Genomic DNA, 26,045 nt, shown 5'->3' on the forward strand with positions numbered 1-26,045 from the left:
CCGGTCGTGTCAGGCCCGATCCTGGAGATGCGAGACATCACCAAGGAGTTCCCGGGCGTCAAGGCACTGTCCGACGTGTCGATCACCGTCCGCGCGGGAGAGATCCACGCCATCTGCGGTGAGAACGGCGCGGGAAAGTCCACCCTCATGAAGGTCCTCTCGGGTGTCTACCCGTACGGCACCTACGACGGCGACATCCTGCTCTACGGGCAGGAGCAGCGCTTCAAGGACATCGCCGCGAGCGAGCAGGCCGGCATCGTGATCATCCACCAGGAGCTCGCGCTGATCCCCGAGCTGTCCGTCACCGAGAACATCTTCCTCGGCAATGAGATCCGCAGCTTCGGGCGCATCGACTGGCAGGCGCAGAAGCAGCGTGCGATCGAGCTGCTCGCCAGGGTCGGCCTCGACGAAGACCCCGACGCGCCGATCAAGACCCTCGGCGTCGGCAAGCAGCAGCTCATCGAGATCGCGAAGGCGCTCAACAAGGACGTCAAGCTGCTCATCCTCGACGAGCCCACCGCCGCGCTCAACGAGAACGACTCGCAGCACCTGCTCGACCTGATCCTCGGCCTCAAGGCCAAGGGGATCGCGTCGATCATGATCAGCCACAAGCTCAACGAGATCGAGCAGATCGCCGACGAGATCACGATCATCCGCGACGGACGCACGGTCGAGACCCTCGACATCTCCCGCGGGGAGATCAACGAGGACCGCATCATCCGCGGCATGGTGGGCCGCTCGCTGGAGAGCCGCTACCCCGACCGCGAGCCCGAGATCGGCGAGGTGTTCTTCGAGGTCAAGGACTGGTGGGTGCAGCATCCGACGGTCTCCGAGCGCATGGTCGTGAAGGGCTCGAGCCTCAACGTCCGCCGTGGCGAGGTCGTCGGCATCGCCGGCCTCATGGGTGCAGGACGCACCGAGCTCGCGATGAGCATCTTCGGACGCTCGTACGGCACGTTCCTCTCCGGCACGATCGTGAAGGACGGCAAGGAGATCGAGCTGCCCGACGTGGCGTCGGCCATCAAGCACGGTCTCGCGTACGTGAGCGAGGACCGCAAGGTGCTCGGGCTCAACCTGCTCGACACGATCAAGCGCTCGGTCGTCGCCGCGAAGCTCTCGAAGATCGCGAAGCGCGGGGTCGTCGACTCGCGGGCCGAGTTCGCGATCGCCGAGGACTACCGCAAGGCGCTGCGCATCAAGACCCCGTCGGTCGAGGAGGGCGTCGGCAAGCTGTCCGGCGGCAACCAGCAGAAGGTCGTGCTGGCGAAGTGGATGTTCACCGACCCCGACCTGCTGATCCTCGACGAGCCGACGCGAGGCATCGACGTCGGCGCGAAGTACGAGATCTACGCGATCATCAACCAGCTCGCCGCGCAGGGCAAGGGCGTCATCGTCATCTCCAGCGAGCTCCCGGAGCTGCTCGGCATCTCCGACCGCATCTACACCGTTTTCGAAGGTCGGGTCACCGACTGCATCCCGGCCGACCAGGCGACACCCGAGGCTCTCATGCGCAGCATGACCTCCACGAACCAGAAGGCATCCGCATGAGTACCGATCTCACTCCTACGAAGCGCCCGTTCCATTTCGGCGACATCACGAAGATGTTCGGCGGCGGACAGTCCACCCTCCGCCAGTTCGGCATCCTCGGCAGCCTGATCGTGATCCTGGTGTTCTTCCAGATCCTGACCTGGCTCGCGAAGGGGACGGGGCTCACCCTGTCGCCCGAGAACCTGATCAACGTCGTCAACCAGTACTCCTACATCCTGATCCTCGCGATCGGCATGGTGATGGTCATCATCATGGGGCACATCGATCTGTCCGTCGGCTCGGTCGCGGCCTTCACCGGCATCATCGTCGCGAAGGCGATGACCGAGTGGAGCCTGCCCTGGCCGCTCGCGATCGTGCTCGGCATCGGGGTCGGCGTGGTCGTCGGCGCCTGGCAGGGCTTCTGGGTCGCGTACGTCGGGGTCCCGGCGTTCATCGTGACGCTGGCCGGCATGCTGCTCTTCCGCGGGGCGAACCAGTTCATCGGCCAGTCCACGACGATCCCCGTGCCTCCGGAGTTCCGTGTGATCGGCGCCGGCTACCTGCCCGAGGTCGCTCTGCCCGTCCCGTTCAACGTGCCGACCATGATCCTCGCGATCCTCGGCGCCGGATGGATCGTGTTCTGGGAGATCCGCACCCGCCGCGTGCAGAAGAAGATGGGCTCTGACTCCGCGCCCCTGTGGGTGAGCGTCGTCAAGGTCGTCGTGCTCTCCGCCGTCATCCTCGTCGCAGGCTGGCTGTTCGCCACGGGGCGCCCCGGCACGAGCTTCCCGGTGTCGGGTGTCATCCTGCTCGTGCTGGTCATCCTGTACTCGTTCGTCACGAACAGCACGGTGTTCGGCCGTCACATCTACGCGGTCGGCGGCAACCGGCAGGCGGCCCGCCTGTCGGGTGTCAAGGACCGCTGGGTCGACTTCTTCGTGATGATGAACATGTCCGTGCTCGCCTCGCTCGCCGGAATGATCTACGTCGCCCGCGCTGCGGCATCCGGACCTCAGGACGGCAACGGCTGGGAGCTCGACGCGATCGCCTCGGTGTTCATCGGTGGCGCCGCGGTGTCGGGAGGCATCGGCACGGTGATCGGATCGATCATCGGTGGTCTGGTCATGGCGTTCCTGAACAACGGACTCGCCCTCATGGGCGCCGGCGCCGACCTCGTGTCGATGATCAAGGGCCTCGTGCTGCTGTTCGCCGTCGGTGTCGACGTGTGGAACAAGCGGCAGGGACGCCCCTCCGTGACGGGGTTCATCATGCGCAACATCGGTCGCAAGAACGATCCGGGCAGCGCGACCTTCGACCCCACTCAGACCTATCAGGCCCCCGCCGTCGAGAAGACGAGCGGAAAGTAGGCGGATGCTGCACGCGCCGCCCGCGTGCAGCATCTGTCCCTCACCACAGAAAGAGATCACATGAAGAAGATCATCGTCACCGCGACAGCGCTTGTCGCAGCGGCAGCCTTCACTCTCACCGGGTGCTCCTCGGAGCGCGGGGGAGACACCGGCGGGGGCACCTCGACGGAGGCCGGCAAGGGCTTCGCCGCGGACGCCACGATCGGCGTCGCCCTTCCCGACAAGACCAGTGAGAACTGGGTGCTCGCCGGCCAGCTGTTCACCGACGGTCTCGAGAAGGCCGGCTTCAAGGCCGACGTGCAGTACGCCCCGGCGAGCAACACGGTCGCCGAGCAGCAGAACCAGATCCAGGCGATGGTGACCGGCGGTGCCAAGGTCATCATCATCGGCGCCAAGGACGGCAAGCAGCTCGCGACCCAGGTCGAGGATGCCCAGTCCAAGGGTGTCACGGTCATCGCCTACGACCGTCTGATCGAGAACACCAAGGCCGTCGACTACTACGTCGCGTTCGACAACTTCAAGGTCGGCGAGCTGCAGGGCCAGGCTCTGCTCGACGGTCTGAAGGAGCGCTCGGGTCACGACGCGCCGTGGAACATCGAGCTGTTCTCGGGTTCGCCTGACGACGCCAACTCGAAGGTGTTCTTCGACGGCGCGATGAGCGTGCTGAAGCCGGAGATCGAGAAGGGCGACCTGAAGGTCGTCTCGGGTCAGACCGAGATCGCGCAGACGGCGACCGACGGCTGGAAGGCTGAGAACGCCCAGCGCCGCATGGACTCGCTGCTGACCTCGTCGTACGGCACCGAGACGCTCGACGGCGTCCTCTCGCCGAACGACACCCTGGCTCGCGCCATCATCACGTCCGTCCAGGGCGCGGGCAAGCCGGTTCCGGTCGTCACGGGTCAGGACTCCGAGGTCGAGTCGGTCAAGTCGATCATGGAGGGCATCCAGTACTCCACGATCAACAAGGACACCACGCTGCTCGTCGAGCAGTCCATCAAGATGGTCCAGCAGCTGCAGAAGGGCGAGAAGGTCGACGTCAACGACACCGAGTCGTACGACAACGGCGTGAAGGTCGTCCCGGCGTTCCTGCTGAAGCCGATCATCGTCACCAAGGCCAACGCCGCTGAGGCGTACGCGAACGTTCCGAGCCTGCTCGAGATCGTGAAGTCGTACCAGTAAGCAGCAGCGCTCCGATTCCTGGGGACGCGCGAGCCGTCCGGACCTTCTGGTCCGGACGGCTCGTCTTCTTGTATGAGGCGATGGTCGGGTCAGCAGCCGACCGCGGCGGGATTCTCGAGGCAGGTGCGTGCGACGAGGGCCGTGTGGGCCTCGAAGATGCGGATCTGCTGGCTGGGGCTGTCGATCGTGAGTTCGCCGATCACGGGGAACCAGCCGCCGCCGAGGTCGACCTGGGCGGAGTAGCGGATGCTGAGGGCGGCCGTGTAGGTGCCGCGTGCGGAGTAGACGTGGCTGGTCGGCGTCGGGGTGAACGGCGCCTGGCCGAGCTCTTCCCAGGTGCGGCCGGGGACGGTGACCGTGGCGGTGGAGCCGTCGCCGTAGGAGTAGTCGTACGCGATGGGCGTGAAGCGAACGCTGATCGGGTTGCCGAACAGCGTCCCGGTCTGCGTGCGGACGGACGCGGCCCCGAGGAGGTTCGTCGGCATGCCCGCGATTCCGGCGTTGCCGGGCTCGACGGCGAAGTCCGCGGCCGGAGGGGCGAACTGCGCGAGGTCGGTCATCGTGATCGAGGGCGCGGGGGTCCCGTCAGGGTTTGCCCGTATCCGTGCGCGGATGCAGCGGCCATCCTCGTCCGTCGTGATGAGACACCCGTCGGCGTCGTAGGACGACGAGGGCGACGAAGGTGAGTCCTTTGAGGTGTGGGAGGAGTCCAGGGTAGGAGCTCCAGGCGGAGTCGAGATAACCCCGGATACGTCGAGCTGTGTGCCGGTATTCGTAACTCCGCAGCCACCTGTTACAAGTGATGAATCTGAACAACCAGCACTTGCAGGTGATGACAAGGGCAGAAGCAGAAGCACTCCCGCGGACATGACTAGCCTCAGCACGGCGTGCCCGGTGTGACTTCGTACTCCGACACAAGTAGTGAAGAACGACTGCCGACGAATGTGACTTGGATGGCATACAGGTCGCTTCTACCGGGAGTCGTAACATCCGCTCCTGCGTCATCGATTGCCCGTGCGCTGGTGACGTCCAGACACGCAGTCGCCTCAATCGATCCAACGCTCGAATGGATGTCACTCGTGGTCCCGTTGAATTTGGTGATTCGTGTCTCCCCGACGATGCGTGTACCTGACTTTTCCATCTCCTCAGATGCCGCAATCTCAGAATCCAGAAGCTCTCCAGTTAGGAACTTGTCTGGCGATGGACCTTCCTCCCCGGCGCGGAACGCATTCAAGGCATCTATGTACGCCCGGTACACCTCCTCGGCTTTCGCAAACGCCTCCTCCTCGCTCGCGAAGGCCGCGGTGGGCGTCGGGGTCGGGGCCGGAGTGGGCGCGCATCCGGCGACTGCTCCCGCGATGAGTGCGAGGGCACCGAGTCCGCTGAGGGAGTGGGCGGCTGTTCTCTGGAGAATCACTCGCACACGGTAACCGGATTCGCGAATGCGTCGCCGGAGTTATCCACAGGCCATGATCGTGCGGGAATGCGCGCGCGTGAGCTCAGGAGATCAGAAGACCGAAAACTCAGAAGGGCGGCCGGGCGCGTGCGAGCAGTGCCGTCCCCGTCGGGGGCGCACCGTCGGCCTCGGCGACGAACACCACCGTGTGCGGTACCGGGGGAGTGTCGGTGTAGGTGCGGCCGGCGGGACTCGTCCATTCGAGCACTCCGCCGGGGTGATGTTCGACATGCCACGGCGAGGCGTGTTTGAGCGTGTGATGCCTGCGGCAGAAGCAGCAGAGGTTGCACTCGGCGGTCGCGCCACCCGTGGACGCCGGATCGTTGTGGTCGATGTCGCACTTCCTGGCGGCGATCCCGCAGGTCGGGAACCGGCACCGCTGATCGCGTGCCCTCAGGTGCCGTCTGAGCTGCTCCGACGGGCGATACCGGTCGACCGCGAGCATCGCACCCGTGATCGGATGGGTGAGCACTCGGTCCCACCCCGTCGCAGAGCCTGCGAGCGCACGAGCGGTGTCGGCGTCGATGGGCACGACACCGTCGAGCAGCGCAGGCGGCGTCGTCGAGGACGCGTCCCCGTCGGCCGAGGTCGCCTCCGCGGCATCCTCCGCCATCAGGGTGAGCACGGGCACGGTGATCTCCACACGCCCGCGGATCTCGCCGAGCAGGCCGTCTGCGCTGTCGTGGGCGACCGGGGTGCCGGAGAGCACGAGGTCGGCGAAGAGATCGGCGCGGATCTCGTCGACGGACCGGGTGTCGGGGTCGAAGGGGATGCCGTCGGCTGCTGCTTCGCGCGCCTCGCGGATGTTCTCGGTGCGGATCCGGTGGGCCATCTCGGACACGCGGCCCTTCATCGCGTGCACCAGCACGGCCGGGGCGTGCACGTGGAGATCGGCCATGCCGTCTTCGCCTTCCGTCGCCCAGACGCGCCTCCGCTCGCGGGCGGCCCGATGCCGGTCGTCGATCGTCTGCTCCTGAAACCTCTCGGCGATGCGCTTCGCGAGTGCCCGCAGCCGATTCGGAGACTCGACCTCGGCGACGGCGAGCACGGCCTCGGCGTACTCCGCCCGCTGGTCGTCGTCGGTCAGCTGGGCGCCGGCGTCGATGATGACGTGCGCGTGCGCGGCCGTGATGCGCCCCGCGCCCTGTGCCTGCCACACCGCGGGGAAGCCGTCGACCAGCCACGACGCCTCGCCGATCTTCCGCTCGACCGTGCGGTCGCTGACCCGGAGCCGCTGCCCGATCTCGGCCGCCACCGCGCGGATCGTCATGTCGCCCCGATCGGGGTGATCGCCCTGCTTCGCGATGTCGACGGCCATCCGACCCGCCAGCGCGAACAGCCCGTCGCGGGCCGCCATCATCGCGTTCACCGTCGCATCGGCGATCTCCAGCGACTCGACCAGATCGGCGAGCATCGCCATCTGGGAGTCGGTCGCGTCGATCAGTGCGGTCATGAGTCCAGTACACCAGGGGCCACCGACATTCGAACAAAGATTCCACAGCTCGCAGACTTCGAAATGTCACAGAAGGATAACGACCGTGATTGACTGACCGGATGCTCCTCCACGCCCTCGACACGGCCGACTCCGCCGACTCGGGCGGTGCGGCGACGCCCCCGCTCCGCACCGCCCTGCTCCTGCACGGAGCGATGGGATCAGCCGAGAGCTGGTGGCGCGTCATCCCGCTCCTCGTCGACCGGGGATACCGTGTGCTCGCCCTCGATCTCCCCGGCCACGGACGCTCTCCCCGTGACCCGCAGCTCACCGTCGACGAGGCCGCAGCCGCCGTCGTCGAGACGATCAGGCGGCTCGCGCCCGAGGGGCCGCTCCACGCCGTCGGGCACTCCTACGGGGCCACCGTGCTGGCAGCGGCCGCCGCGGCTCTCGACCCGAGCCTCACCGTCTACGTCGATGCCGCGCTGTCGATCGAGGGCGGTCATGACCGCGCTGAGCTCGTCGACCGGTACGAGTGCGACCGCCTCGCACGCGTGGATGCCGATGCCCTGCGCCGGAGCCGCCCCTTCTACTCCGAGAGGGATGCCGAGGTCGAGGCTCGTGCCGCCGAGCGGTTCGACCCGGAGACCTTGGCATCCGTCTCCTGCGGAACCGACGGCGAGTGGCCGCCGGCTCCGGGGTCGATCGTCGTCAGGGCCGAGCCGAGCTCGTGGGTGAGCGATGCCGACGTGCGGAGGCTCACGGAGCACGGGGTCGACGTGCGCAGCATCCCCGGCGCTGCGCACACCGTCTGGTACAGCCACTTCGAGGAGTTCACTGCCTCCCTCCCCGAGCTGTTCGGAGGCCCGGCCGTCGGGTGAGGCGAGCGCGACTACCCTTGAAGTGACATGGCACATCTTCTCGGGGCAGAAGCCCTCCAGCTCGAATACCCGACCAGGGTCGTCTTCGACTCCGTGACCCTCGGAATCGAGGAGGGCGACCGCATCGGCATCGTCGGCCGCAACGGCGACGGCAAGTCCAGCCTCCTCGGGATGCTGGCAGGCATCAAGGAACCCAACTCCGGCCGCGTGACGGTCCGCGGCGGCACCACGATCGGCGTGCTCGACCAGGCCGACACCCTCGGCGACGGTCTCACGATCAGCCAGGCCGTCGTCGGCGACACCCCCGAGCACGAATGGGCCGGCGACGCGAAGGTCCGTGACGTCATCGACGGGCTGCTGCGGGATCTGCCGTGGGATGCCGAGATCGGCTCGCTCTCGGGCGGCCAGCGCCGACGGGTCTCGCTCGCGAAGCTGCTCACCGGCGACTGGGACGTCATCGCGCTCGACGAGCCCACCAACCACCTCGACGTCGAGGCGATCACCTGGCTCGCCGGGCACCTGAAGAAGCGGTGGAGCCCGAACTCCGGGGCCCTCATGGTCGTCACCCACGATCGCTGGTTCCTCGACGAGGTCTGCACCGAGACCTGGGAGGTGCACGACCGGATCGTCGAGCCCTTCGAGGGCGGCTACGCGGCGTACATCCTGCAGCGCGTCGAGCGCGACCGGATGGCCGCAGCCACCGAGGCGAAGCGGCAGAACCTCGCGCGCAAGGAGCTCGCCTGGCTGCGCCGCGGCGCCCCGGCACGCACGGCCAAGCCGAAGTTCCGCATCGACGCCGCCAACGAGCTCATCGCCGACGTCCCCGAGATCCGCGACAAGATCTCCCTGCAGTCGCTCGCCGTCTCCCGCCTCGGCAAAGACGTCGTCGACCTTCTCGACGTGGGGGTGTCCTACGGCGACAAGGAGGTGCTGCGCGATGTGGAGTGGCGCATCGCGCCGGGGGAGCGCACCGGCATCCTCGGGGTCAACGGCGCGGGCAAGTCGACGCTGCTCGGCCTGATCTCCGGCACCGTCGAACCCACGGTCGGGCGTGTCAAGCGCGGCACGACCGTCAAGGTGCAGACGCTGACCCAGCGCCTCGACGAGCTCGACCAGCACTGGAACGACCCGGTGCGCGTGGTCATCTCGGGTCTGCGCACCTCGTACACGATGGGCAACGGCTCGAAGGCGCAGGACCTCACTCCCGGGCAGCTGCTGGAGCGCCTCGGGTTCTCGTCCGCCCAGCTCTCGACCCCGGTGAAGGACCTCTCCGGAGGTCAGCAGCGCCGTCTGCAGCTGCTGCTCGTGCTGCTCGATCAGCCCAACGTGCTGATCCTCGACGAGCCCACGAACGACCTCGACACCGACATGCTCGCCGCGATCGAGGACCTCCTCGACTCGTGGTCGGGCACGCTGCTCGTCGTCAGCCACGACCGGTACTTCCTCGAGCGCGTGACCGACCAGCAGTTCGCGATCCTCGGCGGCAGACTCCGACACCTCCCCGGCGGAGTCGACGAGTACCTGCGCCTGCGTCAGCTGCAGGACGCCGAGCCCTCCAAGGCGTCCGCCGGAGCTGCGAAGGCGGCGCCGAAGGGGCTGGACGGAGCGGCGCTGCGCACCGCGCAGAAGGAGGTCTCCGCCCTGGAGCGGCGCATCCAGAAGCTCACGGAGCAGGTGGATGCCGCCAAGCACTCGCTCGCCGACCACGACCAGTCCGACTACGCCGGACTCGGCGAGAAGATGAAGGCGATCGGGGATCGGGAGGCGGAGATCGAGGAGCTCGAACTGCGCTGGTTCGAGCTCACGGAGGAGATCGGCTGACCTGAACCCCCGAACGGGGAATATCCTTCTCTCACCGCTGTTGGGAGGTAGAGATGGAAGGTCTAGAAGTCACCGTCCTGCTCGGACTCACGATCCTCGCAGGAACCCTGCTCGCTCCGCGTATCCGCGTCGCACTGCCCCTCGTCCTCGTCGTCTTCGGGCTGCTGCTCGGCTTCGTGCCGCAGCTGCGCGAGGTGCAGCTGCCGCCGGAGACGGTGCTGCTGCTGTTCCTGCCCGTGATGCTGTTCTGGGAGAGCCTGACGACGTCGCTCCGGTCGATCCGGCGCGACTTCCGCTACATCCTGCCGATGAGCACGCTGCTCGTCGTGGCCTCGGCCTTCGCAGTCGCCGGAGTGGGCGTGCTGTTCGGGATGCCGTGGGAGATCGCGCTCATCCTCGGCGCCGCCGTCGCCCCTCCTGACGCCACGGCCGTCGCGGCCCTCGGGCGACTGCTGCCGCGGCGCATGTTCATGAAGCTGAAGGCGGAGAGCCTGACGAACGACGGCACGGCCCTCGTGCTGTACGCCATCGCGATCTCGCTCGCGGTCGGCGGTGACGTCACGCCGCTGAGCATCACCTGGACCGTCCTGGTCTCGTACGTCGGCGGCGTGCTCGCCGGCGCGGTGATCGCGGCCCTCGCGTATCTGCTGCTGCGCCGGTCGACGAGCACGGCGGTCATCAACGTGACCCTGCTGCTCGTGCCGTTCACGGCGTTCCTGCTGGCGGAGATCATGCACGCCTCGGGTGTGCTCGCGGTCGTCGTGGCCGGACTCGTCATCGCGTACGTGTCTCCGCGCATCACCACGGCATCCTCCCGCCGCCAGTCCGAGGCCGCCTTCCCGTTCGGCGTCTACCTGCTCAACGGCGCGCTCTTCGTGCTGATCGGGCTCGAGGTGCAGTACGTCGTGCACGAGATCTCTGCCGCAGCCGTGGGCCGCCTCGTGCTCATCACGCTCGGAGTGTGGGTCGCGCTGCTGGCGGTGCGCTATCTGTTCCAGCTGCTGAGCGCCGTGGTGCGCCGCCCGACCGACGCGCGACCACCACGCGGTCTCGCCGCACGCGTTCGCCTCCTCTCCACCTTCGCCGGCATGCGCGGAGCGGTGTCCCTCGCGATCGCGCTCTCCATCCCCGTCGAGATCGGTGGCGAAGGACGCGACGAGGTCGTGGTCGTCACGGCCGGCGTCATCCTGCTCAGCCTGCTCGTGCAGGGTCCGCTCCTGCCGGCCGTCGTGCGCTGGGCCAAGCTCCCCGTCGACACGGCGGAGGTCGAGGAGTACGAGCTCGCAGAGCGCACCATCTCGGGTGCGGCGCTCGCGGCGCTCGACGACCTCGCGGCCGAGCACGGCATCGGCCAGGAGATCCTCGACCGCGTGCGCAGCGAAGGCTACCTGATGCTCGAGTACGCGAACGCGCGCGCTCTCGCCAGGGAGCAGGCGGCGGTGGATGCCGAGGCCAGCGCCCTCGACGCCATGCTCGACGAGCCGGACCCCTACGGCGGCGGCAGCGCGGGCCTGAAGCTCGTGGAGCAGCGGGAGGATGCCGTCGACGGCTCGAGTCTGCAGATCATCGCGACATCGACCGAGGTCGACGTCGCGCAGCGGTCCCCGCTCATCCGCCACGAGGAGCACACGCGCCTCAAGCTCGCGCTGCTCGACCGCAAGCGCGAGGTGCTGCTGGGGCTTCGCCGTTCGGGCACGGTCGACGACGTGGTGGTGCGCCGCATCTCCGCGCGTCTCGACCTCGAGCAGGTGCGCCTGCAGGGGATCGAGGAGTTCGACTGATCCGGCTGTGACGCCGTGTGACACCCGATTCCTCGGGGCGGGGAGGCCCTGCCTACCGTTGAAGAGTCCCCCCAAGAGAGGAACTCTTCACATGACTCGTCGCACAACGTCCATCCTCGCCGCGCTGGCCGCGGTCCCGCTCTTCGTCGCCCTCGCGGGCTGCGCCACGGCATCCAGCGACGCCGGCGCCGGCAGCGGCGACTCCGCCAAGGACGAGACCGTCAAGATCGGCGTCGTCGGCAAGGGCGACGCGCAGTGGGCGCCCTTCGTCGAGGCTGCGGCGGACGAGGGGATCACGGTCGAGCTCGTCGACTTCGGTTCGTACGAGCAGCCGAACCCGGCGCTCGCCGAGGGCGAGATCGACCTCAACCAGTTCCAGCACATCGTGTACCTCGCGGAGTACAACAACGCCTCGGGCAAGGACCTGGTGCCGGTCGGCTCCACCGCGATCTACCCGCTCGGCCTGTACTCGCAGAAGTACGACGACGTGAAGGACATCCCGAAGGGCGAGACCGTCGCCGTTCCGGATGACGCGTCCAACCAGGCTCGCGCGCTCAACGTCCTGCAGTCGGCGGGTCTCGTCGAGCTGAAGAGCGGTGGCACGCCCTACTCCGACCTCGCCGACGTCGACACGGAGAAGTCGAAGGTCCAGGTGAAGGCGCTCGAGGCGGCCCTGATCCCGACGTCGCTGCCCGACGTCGCGGCCGCGATCATCAACAACGACTTCGTCAAGGACGCCGGTCTGACCTTCGACGACGCGATCGCGAAGGACGACCCGGAGTCCCCGAACGCGCTGCCGTACGTGAACATCTTCGCGGCTCGCGCCGAAGACGCCGACAACGCGACCTACAAGAAGCTCGTCGAGATCTTCCAGACGAACAAGGACGTCCAGGCCGGACTCCAGGAGTCGTCCGGGAACACGGCGGTGCCGCTGCAGACGCCCGTCGCCGACCTCGTCGCCTCGCTCGAGAAGGTCCAGAAGGACGCGAAGGACAAGAAGTAGTCAGCGACTGAGAGAATCGGGTGGCGCTCAGCGCCACCCGATTCTTCGTCGCCACGCACCACACGGAGCAGCACATGCCGATCGTCACCCTCACGAACGTCTCCAAGGCGTACCCCTCGCGGTCCGCCGGGGCGGGTGACGTCGTCGCCGTCGACGACGTGACCCTCTCGATCGAGAAGGGCGACGTCTTCGGCATCATCGGCTACTCCGGGGCGGGCAAGTCCACCCTGGTCCGACTCATCAACGCCCTCGAACCCGCGACCGGCGGCACGATCACCGTGGACGGCGTCGACATCACGGCGCTCGGCGAACGGGAGCTGCGCAGGATCCGCGGCGGCATCGGGATGATCTTCCAGCAGTTCAACCTCTTCGCCGCGAAGACGGTCAGGGCCAACATCGCCTACCCGCTCAAGCTCGCCGGCTGGTCGAAGGACGACATCGATGCGCGTGTGACGGAGCTGCTCAGCTTCGTCGGTCTCGCCGACAAGGCGAAGGCGTTCCCCGAGCAGCTCTCCGGCGGGCAGAAGCAGCGCGTGGGCATCGCCCGCGCCCTCGCCACCGGCCCCGCGATACTGCTGGCCGACGAGGCCACCAGCGCCCTCGATCCGCAGACCACCCACGAGGTGCTCGAGCTCCTCTCCAGGGTCAACAGAGAGCAGGGCGTCACGATCGTCGTGATCACGCACGAGATGGACGTCATCCAGACCATCGCGACGAAGGTCGCCGTCATGGAGAACGGCCGTGTCATCGAGCAGGGAGATGTGTTCGACGTGTTCTCCTCGCCTCAGAACCCGGCATCCCAGCGCTTCGTCGGCACGGTGGTCAAGGGCATCCCCTCGCCCTCAGAGCTGGCGGTGCTGCGTGAGCGGCACCGGGGTCGCATCGTGACCTTCTCGTTCCGCGACGGCGACTCCTCCCAGGCGCAGGTGTTCCTCGATCTCGCCGGCGCCGGACTCGACTTCGAGCTGATCTTCGGCGGCATCAACGACATCCGCGGACGCGCCTTCGGGCATCTCACGCTCGCGATCCGCGGCGACGGCGCCGCGATCGACCGGGCGCTCGCCGAGATCGGCACGCGCGTCGACGTCACCGAGATCGCCGGAGAGGAGGTCCGCTGATGGAACGTCTGATGGAACTGTGGCCGGAGTTCTGGAAGTCCGCGCTCGAGACGCTGTACATGACCTCCGTGGCCCTCGTGATCTCCGGGATCCTCGGCCTCCTGATCGGCGTGATCCTCTACGTCACGCGCCCCGGCGGACTCGTCGAGAACCGCGTCGTCTCGTTCCTCATCAACCTCGTCGTGAACTTCTTCCGCCCGATCCCGTTCGTGATCTTCATGGCGGTCGCGCAGCCCCTCGCACGCGTCGTGGTCGGGGTGGGCATCGGCACCACCGCCGGCGCCTTCATCATCGGCCTCGCGGCCTCCTTCGCCATCGGGCGCATCGTCGAGCAGCATCTCGTGTCGGTCTCGCCCGGCGTGATCGAGGCGGCGAGGTCGATGGGCGCGGGACCCCTGCGCATCCTGTTCACCGTGGCGATCCCCGAGTCGCTCGGGCCGCTGATCCTCGGGTACACGTTCATCGTCGTGGCGCTGATCGACATGACCGCGATGGCGGGTCTGATCGGCGGCGGCGGCCTCGGTGCGTTCGCCCAGATCTACGGCTTCCGGCAGTTCGAGCCGGTCGTGATGTGGGCCGCGATCATCCTCATCGTCGTGTTCGTGCACCTCGTGCAGGTGCTCGGCACCCGGCTGGCGCGCAAGGTCATGCGGCGTTAGGGGCGTCCTTCAGAGCGAGACCGGTGGCGAACTCGCGCTCGGCGCCGCTCAGCGGATCGACGAAGCGCAGCTCCCGCGCCAGCAGCTGGAGGGGGGCGTCGAAGTCGTCGGGCTTCTCCGGCTGCAGCACGGGATAGAACCCGTCGTTGAGGATGCCGAGACCGAGGGCGGCGAGATGCACGCGCAGCTGGTGCATCTTGCCGCTGTGCGGGCGCAGCAGCGTGTGCACGACGCGCTCATCGGCGGCGATCAGCTCGATCAGGGTCTCCGCGTTCGGCTCGCGCTCGGCATCCACCCGCACGCGCACCTCGCCGCGGTGCTTCACGATGTGGTTGCGGTAGACCAGGGGGAGCATCGCGGCATCCCAGTCCGCTGGTCGCGCCGACACCGCTTCGTACACCTTCTGCACCTGACGGTTCTCGAACAGCAGCTGGTACGCGCCCCGCGTCTCGGGACGCGCGGAGAACATCAGCAGACCCGCGGTGGCGCGGTCGAGGCGGTGGATGGGGGTGAGCTCCGGGATGTCGAGGAGGTTCCGCAGGCGGACCAGCGCCGAGTTCTGCAGGAACCTGCCTCCGGGTGTCGTCGGCAGGAAGTGCGGCTTGTCGACGACGACGAGGTCGCGATCCTGATGCAGCAGGACGATCTCGAAGGGGATGTCCTTCTCGGGCGGCGGATCGCGGTAGTACCAGACGAACTCCTCGGCGCCGAGCGGGGTGTCCCTGGCCAGTGCGCTGCCGTCGCGGGCGACGATCTCACCGCGGTCGAAGCGCACGAGCAGCCGCTCCGGGTCCATATGGAAGAACCGCTCGACCATGTAGGCGGAGATCGTCGGCCAGGCGCCGCTCATCGGCACGTGCAGACGGGTCGCGCCGACGCCGTCGCGCATGGGGAGGGGGGAGGGCATGCCCATTCGGTCAAGCCTACGCGGCCTGCGTGAACCGGGAGCGGTACTGCTGCGGGGCCAGTCCGATCCGGTCGCGGAAGTGCTTGCGCAGCGCCGCCCCGGTGGCGAAGCCCGAACGCGCGGCCACGTCGTCGACGAGGAGGTCGGTCGTCTCCAGCAGCTCGCGGGCGCGGTCGACCCTGGCGTCGGCGAACCAGTCGCCCACCGTCCGCCCCGTCTCGGCGCGGAAACGGCGGGTCAGGGTGCGCACGCTCATCCCGAAGCGATCGGCGACGTCCGTGAGTGACAGCGGCTCGTCGATGCGGGAGATCAGCCAGGTCTGGATGTCGCTCGCCGAGCCGACCGTCGGAGAGGACGCCACCGCCGGCCTGGCGACGAACTGCCGCTGACCGCCGCCGCGGTGCGGTGCCGCGAGCGTGACCTGGGAGACCGTCGCCGCGACCGCCGCGCCGAAGTCGTTCGCGATCAGGTGTATGGTGGCGTCGACCGCGGCAGACGCCCCGGCGGCGGTCAGCACGCGGCCGGTGTCGACGAAGAGCTCGTCCTCGCGCATGCGCACCAGCGGGAAGCGCCGAACGAACTCGTCCGACGAGCACCAGTGGGTGGTCGCCTCCTTGCCGTCGAGGAGTCCGGATGCCGCGACCGTGAACGCGCCGGTGCAGTAGCTGACGATCCGCCGGTCGCCGAACTCGGCCAGTCCGATCGGGTCGTCGGAGGTCTCTGCGGCGCTCCACGGGGGCACGATGATCGTGTCCGCGGTGTCGAGCGCGCGCCGGTCGGAGGCCGGGGTCACCGTGAAATCGGCGTTCGTGGGCACGGGGAGTCCGTCGAGGGTGCAGGTGGTGACGGAGTACAGCGGCTCGCCGTCACGGTGGGCAGCGCGGAAGAAGCGGGCGGGGATCCCCAGCTCGTACGGGAAGACTCCGGGGAGGGCGACGACGACGATGCGGTGCATGGCTATATCGTGACACATATTGACCATCCGGCCACTGTCGGGGCGATGATCGACAGGCCAGGCTGGGTGGAGCGGTCGGATCGGCCGCACGAGAGAAAGGCAGACCAGTGCGTTCAGCGAAGTACTCGGGTGCAGGGGCGGCGGCTGAGGTCGTCTCCGTCATCGACACCGAGATCCCGTCTCCCGGCCCCGGAGAAGTGCTCGTCAGGGTCGGCGCCGCCGGCCTCAACCCCGTCGACGTGAAGATCCGCGCCGCCGCCGTCGACTTCGGGCCCATCATCTACACGGACCTCCCGGGGTGGGACGTCGCGGGGGTGGTCTCGGCCGTCGGGCCCGGCGTCGACGAGTGGGCGGAGGGCGACCGGGTGTTCGCGCTCGCCGCGTTCCCCGCCGCCGCGCACACCCTCGCCGAGTACGCCGTCGTCGCCGCCGGGGATCTCGCCGCGTCGCCGAGCACATGGAGCACCGCGCAGGCAGGGGCTGCCCCGCTCGCCGCCCTGACCGCATGGCAGGCGCTCGAGACCGCGGGCGTCCGCTCGGGGCAACGGGTGCTCGTGCTCGGCGGCGCGGGCGGCGTCGGCCATCTGGCCATCCAGCTCGCCGCCGCGAGGGGCGCGGAGGTGGTCGCGACCGCGAGCCCCGCCAAGCACGAGCTGCTGCGCTCCTGGGGTGCGAGCGAGACCGTCGACTACCGCGACGAGGCCGCACTCGCGGCGATCGCCCCGGTGGATGCCGTGATCATCACGGTCGACGACACCCTGCCTCCGCGCGGGGCGGTCGCGGCCGGGACCTCCGTCGTCACGATCACCGGGCTGACGGACGAGCGCAGGGCCGAGCTCGCGTCGTGGGGCGCCGGACCGGTCGAGCGCATCCTCGTCTCCGCGAACGGCGGGCAGCTCGCGGAGATCGCCGCCCTCGCCGAGTCCGAGGCGGTGACCGTGCACCTCGACTCCGAGTTCGGCCTCGACGAGCTCGCCGCCGCGCAGGAGCGCGTCGAGTCCGGCCGTGTCACCGGCAAGGTGGTCGTGGTCGTCGATCCCCGCCTGTGAGCCGTGCGCCGGGGCGCGTCAGCGCGCCCCGGCGGCGAGCCAGTCGTCGAACGTGGTCGGCGCGATCCGGGCGTCCTCGCCGGGGAGCAGCACCTCGCCGGCGAACTCGATCCCCAGTGCGGCGCCGCGCCAGGACGCGCGCAGCGGCAGGGTGCCTCCCCTCGCGGCGAGGGTGCGGCGCGCCATGTCCACCGCATCCTCCGTTCGGGGGCCCGCGAGGTCGAACGACCCCTGGAGCGGTGCCGAGATCGCGGCGGCGACGAGGGTCGAGGCGACGTCGGCGGGGGCGATCGGCTGCAGCAGCAGCGGTGGGACGACGCCCTCGCCGTCGATGACCGACCACTCGGCGATCATCGCGGGGAAGTCGTGGAACTGGGTCGCCCTCACGATCGTGAAGGGCACGGCACCCGCCGCCACCTCGCGCTCCTGGGCGCGCTTGCCGAAGTAGTGGGCGTTGCCTCGAACCGTGTCGAGTGCGGCGATCGAGAGCGCCACGTGGTGCCCGACTCCGGCTGACCGCTCCGCCTCGAGGAGGACGCGCGAGATCGTCGTGAACGTGGCCTCCGCCTCGGCCTGGTCCGCGACCGGGGGATTCGTGGCATCGATCACCGCGTCGACGCCCTCGAGTCGTGCGGCGAGCCCGTCCCCGCTGCGCAGGTCGACGCCTTCTCCGCGGGTCAGCGACACCGCGTCGTGTCCCTCCTTCTCGAGCTCGGCGACCACCAGTCGTCCGATCCGTCCCGTTCCGCCTGCCACTGCGATGCGCATGTCCGCTCCCTAATCATGGATATTGCATGTCCACAATATGGGTGTCGCGTAGGATGAGCAAGTGAAGCTTCCCGAGACGTCGGAATGGGTGCTGCACACCGCCACGGTGATCGCACAGCTCCCGCCGGGCTCGACCGTGTCCGCGGCGCAGCTGTCCGAGCACTTCGGCGTCGCCGGCCCGTACCTCTCCAAGCAGCTCGCCAAGCTCGTGCGCGCAGGGATCCTCACCGGGAGCACGGGGCCGCGCGGCGGCTTCCGGCTGGCGCGGGAGCCGGAGCGCATCAGCATCCTCGACCTCGTCACCGCGGTCGACGGCGCGGCGGACCCCTACGTGTGCCGAGAGCTGCGTCAGCAGGGGCGCGGCGCCGCCCGCCCGGAGGACTGCCGGAACCCCTGTGCGCTGGCGTCCGCCATGCGTGCGGCGCACGAGGCCTGGCGGGCGTCGCTGGCGAACGTGACCCTCGCCGGGATCGTCGACGGACTGCCGGCGTCGGTCATCGAGAAGAACCGTCGGCTCCTCGGCTGACGGCTCTCAGGCGTCGAAGCTCAGGCTGAGCTTGCGGAGCAGCCCCGCCAGACGATCGCGGTCGCCGCGGGACAGACCCTGCAGCAGGTCGGCCTCCACATCGACGAGACGGGTGATCGCGGCATCCACCCTGATCCGCCCGTCGTCGGTCAGGATCACCAGCACGCTGCGGCCGTCGCCGGGGTCGGCCTCCCTGCGCACGAAGCGGCGTCCGACGAGCCGGTCGATGCGGTTCGTCATGGTTCCGCTCGACACCAGCGTCTGCTGGAGCAGCTGCTTGGGGGAGAGCTGGAACGGCGCCCCCGCCCGACGGAGGGCGGACAGCACGTCCCACTCCCACGGCTCCAGATCGCTGCGCCGGAACACGTCGCGGCGGGCGCGGTCGAGCAGCCGGGTCAGCCTGTCCATGCGGGAGAGGACCTCGAGGGGGGAGAAGTCGAGGTCGGGGCGCTGGGTGTTCCACGCTCCGACGATCCGGTCGACCTCATCCGCCTCGCTCATCCGTCCATTATCGCCGTACGCACAGGGGCGAGCATGGCAGACTTGACGGGCGGCCCCCACTCGGATGCCGCGGTCCGCCGTGGTGTAATGGCAGCACGACAGCCTTTGGAGCTGTGAGGTCTAGGTTCGAGTCCTGGCGGCGGAGCATGACTGGGAACAATCTCGCCATCATCATCCTCGCCGCAGGCCAGGGCACGCGCATGAAGTCGCGCCTGCCGAAGGTGCTGCACCCGATCGGGGGGCGTCCGCTGGTGGGGCATGTGCTCACCACCGCCGCACGGCTGAGCGCCGACCACATCGAGGTCGTCGTGCGTCACGAGCGCGACCAGGTGGTCGCGGCGCTCTCCGTCGACTACCCCGACGCGATCTTCGTCGACCAGGATGACGTGCCGGGCACCGGCCGCGCCGTGCAGGTCGCGGTCGACGCGCTCCCGACCGACTTCGACGGCGACGTCCTCGTGCTCTCCGGCGACTGCCCGCTCGCCGATGCCGACACGCTCTCCTCTTTCCTCGACGAGCACCGCGCGGCGGGCGCCCCGGCGACGCTGATGACCGCCGTCGTCGACGACCCGACGGGCTACGGGCGCGTCATCCGCGACGCCGACGGCGGCGTGGACCGCGTCGTGGAGCAGAAGGACGCCAGCGCCGATGAGGCCGCCGTCCGCGAGATCAACGCCGGCATGTACGTCTTCCGCGCGGAGACGCTGCGCCGCTACCTCCCCGAGATCGGGGTGGACAACGCCCAGGGCGAGATGTACCTCACCGACGTCCCCGGACTCCTCCGCCGCGACGGCGACCGAGTCGCGGCATCCGTCGTCTCCGACGTCACCGTGACCTTCGGGGTCAACGATCGTGCGCAGCTCGCCCTGGTGGGCCGGCTCCTCAACGAGCGCATCGTGCGCCGCTGGCAGCTGGAGGGCGTCACGATCATCGATCCGGCGACGACGTGGATCGACGACGATGCGACCCTCGCACCCGATGTGACGATCCTCCCGCACACGCAGATCCTGCGGGCCACCGCCATCTCCGCCGGTGCGGTGATCGGCCCCGACACGACTCTCGTCGACTGCGAGGTGGGGGAGGGCGCGATCGTCCGCCGCACCGACGCCACCCTCGCCGTGATCGGCGCGGAGGCCACGGTCGGCCCCTTCTCCTTCCTCCGTCCGGGCACCGTCCTCGGCGCCAAGGGCAAGATCGGCGCCTACGTCGAGACGAAGAACGCCGAGATCGGCGAGGGCAGCAAGGTCCCGCACCTCTCGTACGTCGGCGACGCCACGATCGGGCGGGGCGTCAACCTCGGCGCGAGCACCATCACCGCCAACTACGACGACGTCAACAAGCACCGCACCATCGTCGAGGACGAGGTGCACACCGGGTCGCACACGACCCTCGTCGCGCCCGTTAGGCTGGGGGCAGGCGCCAAGACGGGCGCCGGCGCCGTCGTCCGCAAGGACGTCCCCGCCGGATCGCTCGCCATGAGCGTCGCGCCTCAGCGCAACATCGAGGGCTGGGTCGAGAAGAACAGGGCAGGCACGGACGCTGCGGATGCCGCAGCCCGGGCCCGAGTGGCGGAGTAGGGACCAATGGCGCGCAAGAAGAAGACGGTCGAACTGGACCGCGACAACGATGTGGCCCCCGGTCTCGTCGCCAAGACGAAGAAGCGGCTGGTCATCGCCGGCGGACGCTCCCACCCCGAGCTGACAGCGGCCGTCGCCGCTGATCTCGGCACGGAGATCGCTCCGGTCGAGCACCGCACGTTCGCGTCCGGGGAGATCTACGCGCGCTTCGAGGTCTCGATCCGCGGCTGCGACCTCTTCCTCGTGCAGACGTTCGGCGAGCCGGTCAACGAGTGGCTCATGGAGACGCTCATCATGATCGACGCGGCCAAGCGCGCGTCCGCCAAGCGCATCACCGTCGTCGCCCCGTACTACCCCTACTCGCGTCAGGACAAGAAGGGCCGCGGTCGTGAGCCGATCAGCGCCCGTCTCGTCGCCGACCTGCTCAAGACGGCCGGCGCCGACCGCGTCATGAGCGTCGACCTGCACGCCGCGCAGATCCAGGGCTTCTTCGACGGCCCCGTCGACCATCTCTTCGCCAAGCCGGTGCTGCTGGATTACTTCCAGCGCACGCTGTCGAAGGAGGACCGCGAGATCCTCACGGTCGTCTCGCCCGACATGGGCCGCGTCCGCGTGGCCGACACCTGGTCGGACAGCCTCGGCGCTCCTCTCGCGATCATTCACAAGCGTCGCGACCCGAAGGTGGCCAACCAGGTCTCCGTGCACGAGATCGTCGGCACCGTCGAGGGGCGCACCTGCCTCCTGGTCGACGACATGATCGACACCGGCGGCACGATCGTGAAGGCGGCGCAGGCGCTCAAAGCCAACGGCGCGCACCGCGTCATCGTGGCCGCGACCCACGCGATCTTCAGCGACCCGGCATCCGAGCGTCTGCAGGACTCGTCGATCGACGAGGTCGTCATCACCGACACGATCCCGCTCACCGAGTCGCGTCGCTGGGACAAGCTGACGATCCTCCCGATCGCCCCGCTGCTCGCTCGCGCCATCCACGAGGTCTTCGAGGACGGCTCCGTGACGAGCATGTTCGGCGGAGACGCGTAGCAGAGGCACAGCGGCCACATAGGACGAATGCATACGGTCGAATGCATCGACAGATCGTCGACCAGCACACAGCCGGGAGGACCATCATGATCCGCACGACCGTACCGACCTCCGTCCGCAAGGGCTCCGCTCTCGTCGGCGTCGCAGGACTCCTCGTCCTGGCCGGCTGCTCCGGTGCTGCAGACGCGGACAACAGCGCCTCCACCGGGGGAGACACCGGCGCCGGCTCCTCCTCGGCGCCGAGCGACAGCAGCTCGACGACCTACAAGGACGGCACCTACACGGCCGACGGCTCCTACCAGACCCCCGAGACCGTCGAGAAGATCTCGGTGTCGCTCACCATCGCCGACGGCGTCGTGACGGAGGTCGAGGTCACGGGCGACCCGCAGGCGCGCGAGACCGAGGAGTACCAGGGCAAGTTCATCGGCGGCATCGCTGACGAGGCGGTCGGCGTCCCGCTCTCCGATCTGAAGGTCAGCCGCGTCGCGGGCTCCTCGCTCACCAGCGGCGGCTTCAACCAGGCGGTCGAGTCGATCAAGGAGCAGGCGGCCTCCTAGGCGCCTGACGGGGCGATGACGATCTGGCGTTTCGACGCGATCGGCACCCGCTGGGAGATCGAGGGGGAGCTCTCGTCCGACGATCGCGCGGCGGTCGCGGCGGAGATCGAGCGGTTCGATCGGGAGTGGTCCCGCTTCCGGTCCGACTCCGACGTCACGCGGCTGGCCGCGCACGGAGGGCGCCTGACGTCTCCCGACGCGGGGCCGATGCTGAGCCTCTACCGCGAGCTCTCCACGGCGACCGCGGGGGCCGTCGACCCGCTGGTCGGCGCCGGTCTCGAAGCCCTCGGCTACGACGCGGCGTACTCGCTGCGCGCCGGAGACCCCGTCGCCGCTCCGTCCGACTGGACGTCTCTCGTCTCGTGGAGCGACCGGGATGCTGAGGTCTCGGCTCCCGTGCTCCTCGACGTCGGCGCGCTCGGCAAGGGCCGGCTCGTCGACCTCGTGTTCGGGCTCCTGGCACACGTGCCGGGAGACCTCGTGGTCGACGCGGCGGGAGACCTCAGGGTGCGGGGGAGTGCGGTGCGCATCGGCCTCGAGCACCCGTTCGACCCCACGAAGGCCGTCGGCATCGTCTCCCTGCAGGATGCGGCGCTCTGCGCGTCCGCGATCAACCGCCGGGCCTGGGGCGACGGACTCCACCACGTCCTCGACGCGCGCACCGGCGTTCCGGTGCAGACCTGGGCGGCGACCTGGGCGATCGGCGCGGATGCGATGAGAGCGGATGCCGTCGCCACCGCGCTCTTCTTCGACGGCGGCCCCGAGCTCGCCGACGACTGGGGCGTCGAGTGGGTGCGGATGACGACCGACGGACGCATCGAGCGTTCGGCGGACTGCAGGGCCGAGCTGTTCGTCGCCCGCCCCTGACCCGGAGAAGTAGGGAAGAGTAGAAGCCGTGATCACCGCTTTCACCACTGTCAGGCAGCGAGTCCTCGCGCTCCTCGGGGCACTGTCGATGTACCGGCTCGTGCTGTTCTCGCTGCTCGCGCTGGCCGCACTCGCCGAGGTGCTCTCCTTCTTCGGGCTCGTCTCGCCGACTCCGCTCGCGCTGGTGGTCTCCTTCGCCGTGCTGGCGGTCGTGATCTCGGCGGTGGATGCCGCCGCGCAGCGGGTGCTGCGGCTGCCGTGGCGCATCGAGTCGTCTCTGGTCACGGCGCTCATCCTGCTGTTCGTGCTGCAGCCGGGCGCCGATCTCCCCTCTCTCGGCGGACTGGCTCTGGCCGGGGCGCTCGCCAGCATCTCGAAGTACGTGATCGCCTGGCGTGGCCGTCACATCCTCAACCCGGCGGCGTTCGGCGCCGCGGTGGTCACGATCACCGGTCTCGGCACCTTCTCGTCGTGGTGGGTCGGCACGCCGGCGCTGTTCGTCCCCGTGGCGCTCCTCGGACTGATCGTGCTCTGGCGCACCGAGAAGGTGCGGATCGTGCTGGTCTTCCTCCTCGTCGCGATCGTCGTCGCGCTGCTGCGGCAGTACGTCCAGCTGTCTCAGGGAGGGCTTCCCTTCGACCTCGCGACGGCGCTGTCGTTCGCGCTGATGCAGTCGCCCTACCTGTTCCTCGGCGCGTTCATGCTCTCCGAGCCGCTGACCCTGCCGCCGCGGCGGTGGCAGCAGTTCTCCGTGGCCGCGCTCGTCGGCGTCCTCGCGGGCTGGCCGATCCTGATCGGCGGGATCACCCTGGGTCAGGAGCGGTCGCTGCTGATCGGAAACCTGCTCGCCTTCGCGTTCGCCGTGCGCGGCTCGGTGCGGCTCACCCTCGAGAAGCGGGAGTTCATCACCCCGACCGTGCAGGAGCTGACGTTCCGCACCAGGAGCAGGCTGAGGTTCCTCCCGGGGCAGTACCTCGAGCTGGACGTGCCGCACCGCCGTCCCGACGCTCGCGGAACGAGGCGCGAGTTCAGCATCGTGTCGGCCCCGGGCGATCTGCCGACGCTGCGCATCGCCTACAAGGACGGCGACCAGAAGCATCCGTCCAGCTACAAGCGCGCGCTGGCGGCCGCTCAGCCCGGTGCGACTCTCGCGGTCACCGGCACCTGGGGCGACTTCCTGCTGCCGCGCTCGCAGGCGCCGGTGCTCATGGTGGCGGCCGGCATCGGCGTGACGCCGTTCGTCTCCCAGCTGCGCCAGCTGCAGCTGGCGGGGGAGACCCGAGACGTCGTGCTGGTCTACGTGGCGTCGGAGCCCGCCGAGCTGGCGTTCCGCGACGAGCTGGCCGCCACGGGCGCCCGGGTCGTCGTGTTCACGCGCGAGGAGCCGGCCGATCTCCCCGCGCACTGGACCTGGGCGCGGGGCGTGCGTCTCGACGCCGCGGAGCTCGACCGGTACGTTCCCGACATCGCGGCTCGGCACGCCTTCATCTCCGGCCCTCCGCGGCTGATCGCCGACCTCGCTCCGGCCCTGCAGAAGGCGCACAGCCTCACGACCGACGCCTTCGCCGGGTACTGAGCGTCACGAGGACGCGACGCCCGCACCGGGCTCAAGCGCCGACGACCGGCTCGATCGGGAGGCGGACGCTGAACGTCGTGCTCCCCGGAACGCTCTCGACCGTGATGTGCCCGTGGTGCCCCTCGACGATAGCCTTGACGATCGCGAGCCCGAGGCCGGTGCCTCCGGTCTGCCTGGCGCGCGAGCTGTCCCCGCGGGCGAACCGCGCGAACAGCTCCTCGCGGACGGCCGGGTCGATGCCGGGGCCGTCGTCGTGCACCCGCAGCACCGCCTCCTCGCCCTCACGGCTCACGCTGAGCGTGATCTCGGTGCCGGCGGGAGTGTGGGTGCGCGCGTTGGCGAGGAGATTCGTGACCACCTGGTGCATGCGGCCGGCATCCCCGACGATCACGACGGGCTCGTCGGGGACCTCGATGTTCCAGCGGTGATCGGGTGCGGTGGGGCGCGCATCCGACACGCCCTCCAGCCCCAGCTGCGTGAGGTCGACCGTACCGTAGACGAGCTCCCTGCCCTCGTCGAGGCGAGCGAGGAGCAGCAGATCCTCGACGAGGCGCGTCATCCGCAGCGACTGCGCCTGGATGCGTTCGAGAGACGTGGTCGTGCTCTCGATCACCGCCGGGCCCTCCTGCTGGCCGAGCGCGCGCAGAGAGAGCTCCGAGTACCCGCGGATCGACGCCAGGGGAGTGCGCAGCTCGTGGCTCGCGTCGGCGACGAAGCGCCGCATCCGCTCCTCGTTCTTCTGGCGCGCGGCCAGGGAGGTGTTGACGTGGTCGAGCAGCTTGTTCAGGGAGGCGCCGACCAGCCCCGTCTCGGTGCGGGGGTCGGCCTCGGATGCGGGTATGCGCTCGGTGATGTCGACCTCGCCGCGGTCGAGCGGCTGGTTCGCGACGCGGGTCGCGGTCGCGGCCATCGCCCGGAGCGGGCGCAGGCTCAGGCGGATGGTGATGGCCGTGGTGAGCGCGAGCAGGATCAGCCCGCCCAGCGTCGCGAGCACGATCACCGTGAACAGGGTGGCCATCTGATTCTGGATGCCGGTGCGGGGAAGACCCGCGACGACGACGGAGTGGGAGACGGGCGATGTGGCCACGACGACGCGGTACGAGCCGAGGCTCTCGATCGTCACGGTCGCGGTGCGACCGCCGTTCAGAGCATCGTTGATCTGCACCAGCTGCGCCTTGGTCAGGCTGCGGGCGCCCCCGGTGAGCTCGTTGTTCTGGCTGCTCAGCACGATGCCGCCCGTGCCTGCCTGGCTCGAGACGGCGAACAGCGACCCGTTCTCCACGGGCATCCCCGAGAGAGCCTGCTCGGTGGTGGCGAAGCTCCCGGGGAGCTGATCGATGCGTCCGACGACCTCGCTCGCGGTGGTGAACAGCTTCTGATCGAGCTGATCCTCCAGCGTCCGCCCCAGGATGGCGCTGGTGATGACCGCGACGATCACGAGGATGAGCGACACGAACCCGATCACGGCGGACATCAGCCGCGTCTGCAGGCTCATCG

General features: G+C 69.1%; 24 protein-coding genes and 1 tRNA gene. 17 read left to right on the forward strand and 8 right to left on the reverse strand.

The window, feature by feature from the left end:
* Positions 1 to 27 precede the first annotated feature (27 nt).
* From mmsA to MRBLWH10_RS03590, 3 genes are read left to right on the forward strand one after another with little or no spacing between them, the layout of a single operon-like run.
* On the forward strand, positions 28 to 1,548 hold the full coding sequence (gene mmsA / locus MRBLWH10_RS03580; protein ID WP_263294988.1) for a multiple monosaccharide ABC transporter ATP-binding protein: 1,521 nt from the start codon (positions 28 to 30) through the stop codon (positions 1,546 to 1,548).
* Positions 1,545 to 2,894 (forward strand): multiple monosaccharide ABC transporter permease, encoded by a 1,350-nt coding sequence (gene mmsB, locus MRBLWH10_RS03585; RefSeq protein WP_105672270.1) that lies wholly within the window; start codon positions 1,545 to 1,547, stop codon positions 2,892 to 2,894. Before mmsA ends, mmsB begins: the two co-directional genes overlap by 4 nt.
* Before the next feature lie 60 nt (positions 2,895 to 2,954).
* Positions 2,955 to 4,073 carry a sugar-binding protein gene (locus tag MRBLWH10_RS03590; RefSeq protein WP_341941657.1) on the forward strand — a complete coding sequence of 373 codons (1,119 nt, stop codon included), beginning with the start codon at positions 2,955 to 2,957 and terminating at the stop codon, positions 4,071 to 4,073.
* Between the two features lie 89 nt (positions 4,074 to 4,162).
* Here MRBLWH10_RS03590 and MRBLWH10_RS03595 read toward each other — a convergent pair whose 3' ends face one another.
* The 3 genes from MRBLWH10_RS03595 to MRBLWH10_RS03605 all read right to left on the reverse strand — a co-directional run bounded on the left by MRBLWH10_RS03595 (position 4,163) and on the right by MRBLWH10_RS03605 (position 6,982).
* Positions 4,163 to 4,633 (reverse strand): hypothetical protein, encoded by a 471-nt coding sequence (locus tag MRBLWH10_RS03595; protein WP_105672268.1) that lies wholly within the window; start codon positions 4,631 to 4,633, stop codon positions 4,163 to 4,165.
* Positions 4,634 to 4,950: 317 nt separating this feature from the next.
* Positions 4,951 to 5,490: a hypothetical protein gene (locus MRBLWH10_RS03600; protein ID WP_341941658.1), complete on the reverse strand. Its 540-nt coding sequence runs from the start codon at positions 5,488 to 5,490 to the stop codon at positions 4,951 to 4,953.
* 106 nt (positions 5,491 to 5,596) lie between these two features.
* Positions 5,597 to 6,982 (reverse strand): DUF222 domain-containing protein, encoded by a 1,386-nt coding sequence (locus MRBLWH10_RS03605; RefSeq protein ID WP_341941659.1) that lies wholly within the window; start codon positions 6,980 to 6,982, stop codon positions 5,597 to 5,599.
* Between the two features lie 101 nt (positions 6,983 to 7,083).
* On the opposite strand from MRBLWH10_RS03605, the gene MRBLWH10_RS03610 reads away from it, so the two are divergent.
* The 6 genes from MRBLWH10_RS03610 to MRBLWH10_RS03635 all read left to right on the forward strand — a co-directional run bounded on the left by MRBLWH10_RS03610 (position 7,084) and on the right by MRBLWH10_RS03635 (position 14,224).
* Entirely contained in the window at positions 7,084 to 7,842 is a 759-nt protein-coding gene (locus tag MRBLWH10_RS03610) for an alpha/beta hydrolase family protein (protein WP_341941660.1), read from the forward strand.
* 27 nt (positions 7,843 to 7,869) lie between these two features.
* Positions 7,870 to 9,663, forward strand: a complete 1,794-nt coding sequence (locus MRBLWH10_RS03615) for an ABC-F family ATP-binding cassette domain-containing protein (protein ID WP_105672264.1) — start codon at positions 7,870 to 7,872, stop codon at positions 9,661 to 9,663.
* A gap of 53 nt (positions 9,664 to 9,716) precedes the next feature.
* Positions 9,717 to 11,444 carry a Na+/H+ antiporter gene (locus tag MRBLWH10_RS03620; protein ID WP_341941661.1) on the forward strand — a complete coding sequence of 576 codons (1,728 nt, stop codon included), beginning with the start codon at positions 9,717 to 9,719 and terminating at the stop codon, positions 11,442 to 11,444.
* Between the two features lie 91 nt (positions 11,445 to 11,535).
* Positions 11,536 to 12,447 (forward strand): MetQ/NlpA family ABC transporter substrate-binding protein, encoded by a 912-nt coding sequence (locus MRBLWH10_RS03625; RefSeq protein WP_341941662.1) that lies wholly within the window; start codon positions 11,536 to 11,538, stop codon positions 12,445 to 12,447.
* A gap of 74 nt (positions 12,448 to 12,521) precedes the next feature.
* Entirely contained in the window at positions 12,522 to 13,565 is a 1,044-nt protein-coding gene (locus MRBLWH10_RS03630) for a methionine ABC transporter ATP-binding protein (protein ID WP_341941663.1), read from the forward strand.
* Positions 13,565 to 14,224 (forward strand): methionine ABC transporter permease, encoded by a 660-nt coding sequence (locus MRBLWH10_RS03635; protein ID WP_105672260.1) that lies wholly within the window; start codon positions 13,565 to 13,567, stop codon positions 14,222 to 14,224. Before MRBLWH10_RS03630 ends, MRBLWH10_RS03635 begins: the two co-directional genes overlap by 1 nt.
* Here MRBLWH10_RS03635 and MRBLWH10_RS03640 read toward each other — a convergent pair.
* A complete protein-coding gene (locus MRBLWH10_RS03640) occupies positions 14,211 to 15,131 on the reverse strand; it encodes a pseudouridine synthase (protein ID WP_341942557.1) in 921 nt (306 codons plus the stop codon). The two genes, MRBLWH10_RS03635 and MRBLWH10_RS03640, sit on opposite strands and share 14 nt — an antisense overlap.
* 16 nt (positions 15,132 to 15,147) lie before the next feature.
* A complete protein-coding gene (locus MRBLWH10_RS03645; RefSeq protein ID WP_341941664.1) occupies positions 15,148 to 16,086 on the reverse strand; it encodes a helix-turn-helix domain-containing protein in 939 nt (312 codons plus the stop codon).
* 107 nt (positions 16,087 to 16,193) lie between these two features.
* On the opposite strand from MRBLWH10_RS03645, the gene MRBLWH10_RS03650 reads away from it, so the two are divergent.
* A complete protein-coding gene (locus tag MRBLWH10_RS03650; protein WP_341941665.1) occupies positions 16,194 to 17,135 on the forward strand; it encodes an NADP-dependent oxidoreductase in 942 nt (313 codons plus the stop codon).
* Between the two features lie 18 nt (positions 17,136 to 17,153).
* On the opposite strand, the gene MRBLWH10_RS03655 is transcribed toward MRBLWH10_RS03650, so the two are convergent.
* Positions 17,154 to 17,903 (reverse strand): NAD(P)H-binding protein, encoded by a 750-nt coding sequence (locus MRBLWH10_RS03655; RefSeq protein WP_341941666.1) that lies wholly within the window; start codon positions 17,901 to 17,903, stop codon positions 17,154 to 17,156.
* A 61-nt stretch (positions 17,904 to 17,964) separates the two neighbouring features.
* Here MRBLWH10_RS03655 and MRBLWH10_RS03660 point away from each other — a divergent pair, with 61 nt between their 5' ends.
* Positions 17,965 to 18,429 carry an Rrf2 family transcriptional regulator gene (locus MRBLWH10_RS03660; protein WP_341941667.1) on the forward strand — a complete coding sequence of 155 codons (465 nt, stop codon included), beginning with the start codon at positions 17,965 to 17,967 and terminating at the stop codon, positions 18,427 to 18,429.
* Positions 18,430 to 18,435: 6 nt separating this feature from the next.
* On the opposite strand, the gene MRBLWH10_RS03665 is transcribed toward MRBLWH10_RS03660, so the two are convergent.
* Positions 18,436 to 18,930, reverse strand: a complete 495-nt coding sequence (locus MRBLWH10_RS03665) for a MarR family transcriptional regulator (RefSeq protein WP_105672254.1) — start codon at positions 18,928 to 18,930, stop codon at positions 18,436 to 18,438.
* Positions 18,931 to 19,003: 73 nt separating this feature from the next.
* On the opposite strand from MRBLWH10_RS03665, the gene MRBLWH10_RS03670 reads away from it, so the two are divergent.
* The 6 genes from MRBLWH10_RS03670 (at position 19,004) to MRBLWH10_RS03695 (ending at position 24,548) form a co-directional block, all read left to right on the forward strand.
* Positions 19,004 to 19,075: transfer RNA gene (locus tag MRBLWH10_RS03670), tRNA-Gln, on the forward strand.
* Between the two features lies 1 nt (position 19,076).
* Complete coding sequence (gene glmU, locus MRBLWH10_RS03675) at positions 19,077 to 20,507, forward strand: bifunctional UDP-N-acetylglucosamine diphosphorylase/glucosamine-1-phosphate N-acetyltransferase GlmU (protein ID WP_341941668.1); 1,431 nt, start codon at positions 19,077 to 19,079, stop codon at positions 20,505 to 20,507.
* 6 nt (positions 20,508 to 20,513) lie between these two features.
* Entirely contained in the window at positions 20,514 to 21,548 is a 1,035-nt protein-coding gene (locus tag MRBLWH10_RS03680) for a ribose-phosphate diphosphokinase (protein WP_105672252.1), read from the forward strand.
* 86 nt (positions 21,549 to 21,634) lie between these two features.
* On the forward strand, positions 21,635 to 22,105 hold the full coding sequence (locus MRBLWH10_RS03685) for an FMN-binding protein (RefSeq protein ID WP_341941669.1): 471 nt from the start codon (positions 21,635 to 21,637) through the stop codon (positions 22,103 to 22,105).
* A 15-nt stretch (positions 22,106 to 22,120) separates the two neighbouring features.
* A complete protein-coding gene (locus MRBLWH10_RS03690) occupies positions 22,121 to 22,972 on the forward strand; it encodes an FAD:protein FMN transferase (RefSeq protein WP_341941670.1) in 852 nt (283 codons plus the stop codon).
* A 28-nt stretch (positions 22,973 to 23,000) separates the two neighbouring features.
* Complete coding sequence (locus tag MRBLWH10_RS03695) at positions 23,001 to 24,548, forward strand: flavodoxin reductase (RefSeq protein ID WP_341941671.1); 1,548 nt, start codon at positions 23,001 to 23,003, stop codon at positions 24,546 to 24,548.
* 31 nt (positions 24,549 to 24,579) lie between these two features.
* Here the strand turns inward: MRBLWH10_RS03695 and MRBLWH10_RS03700 are convergent, their stop codons facing one another.
* The gene (locus MRBLWH10_RS03700) at positions 24,580 to 26,043 is read right to left on the reverse strand and encodes an ATP-binding protein (RefSeq protein ID WP_223586144.1); all 1,464 of its coding nucleotides are present in this window, start codon (positions 26,041 to 26,043) and stop codon (positions 24,580 to 24,582) included.
* Between the last annotated feature and the right edge of the window lie 2 nt (positions 26,044 to 26,045).

The organism is Microbacterium sp. LWH10-1.2, from assembly GCF_038397765.1.
Lineage (GTDB): Bacteria > Actinomycetota > Actinomycetes > Actinomycetales > Microbacteriaceae > Microbacterium > Microbacterium natoriense.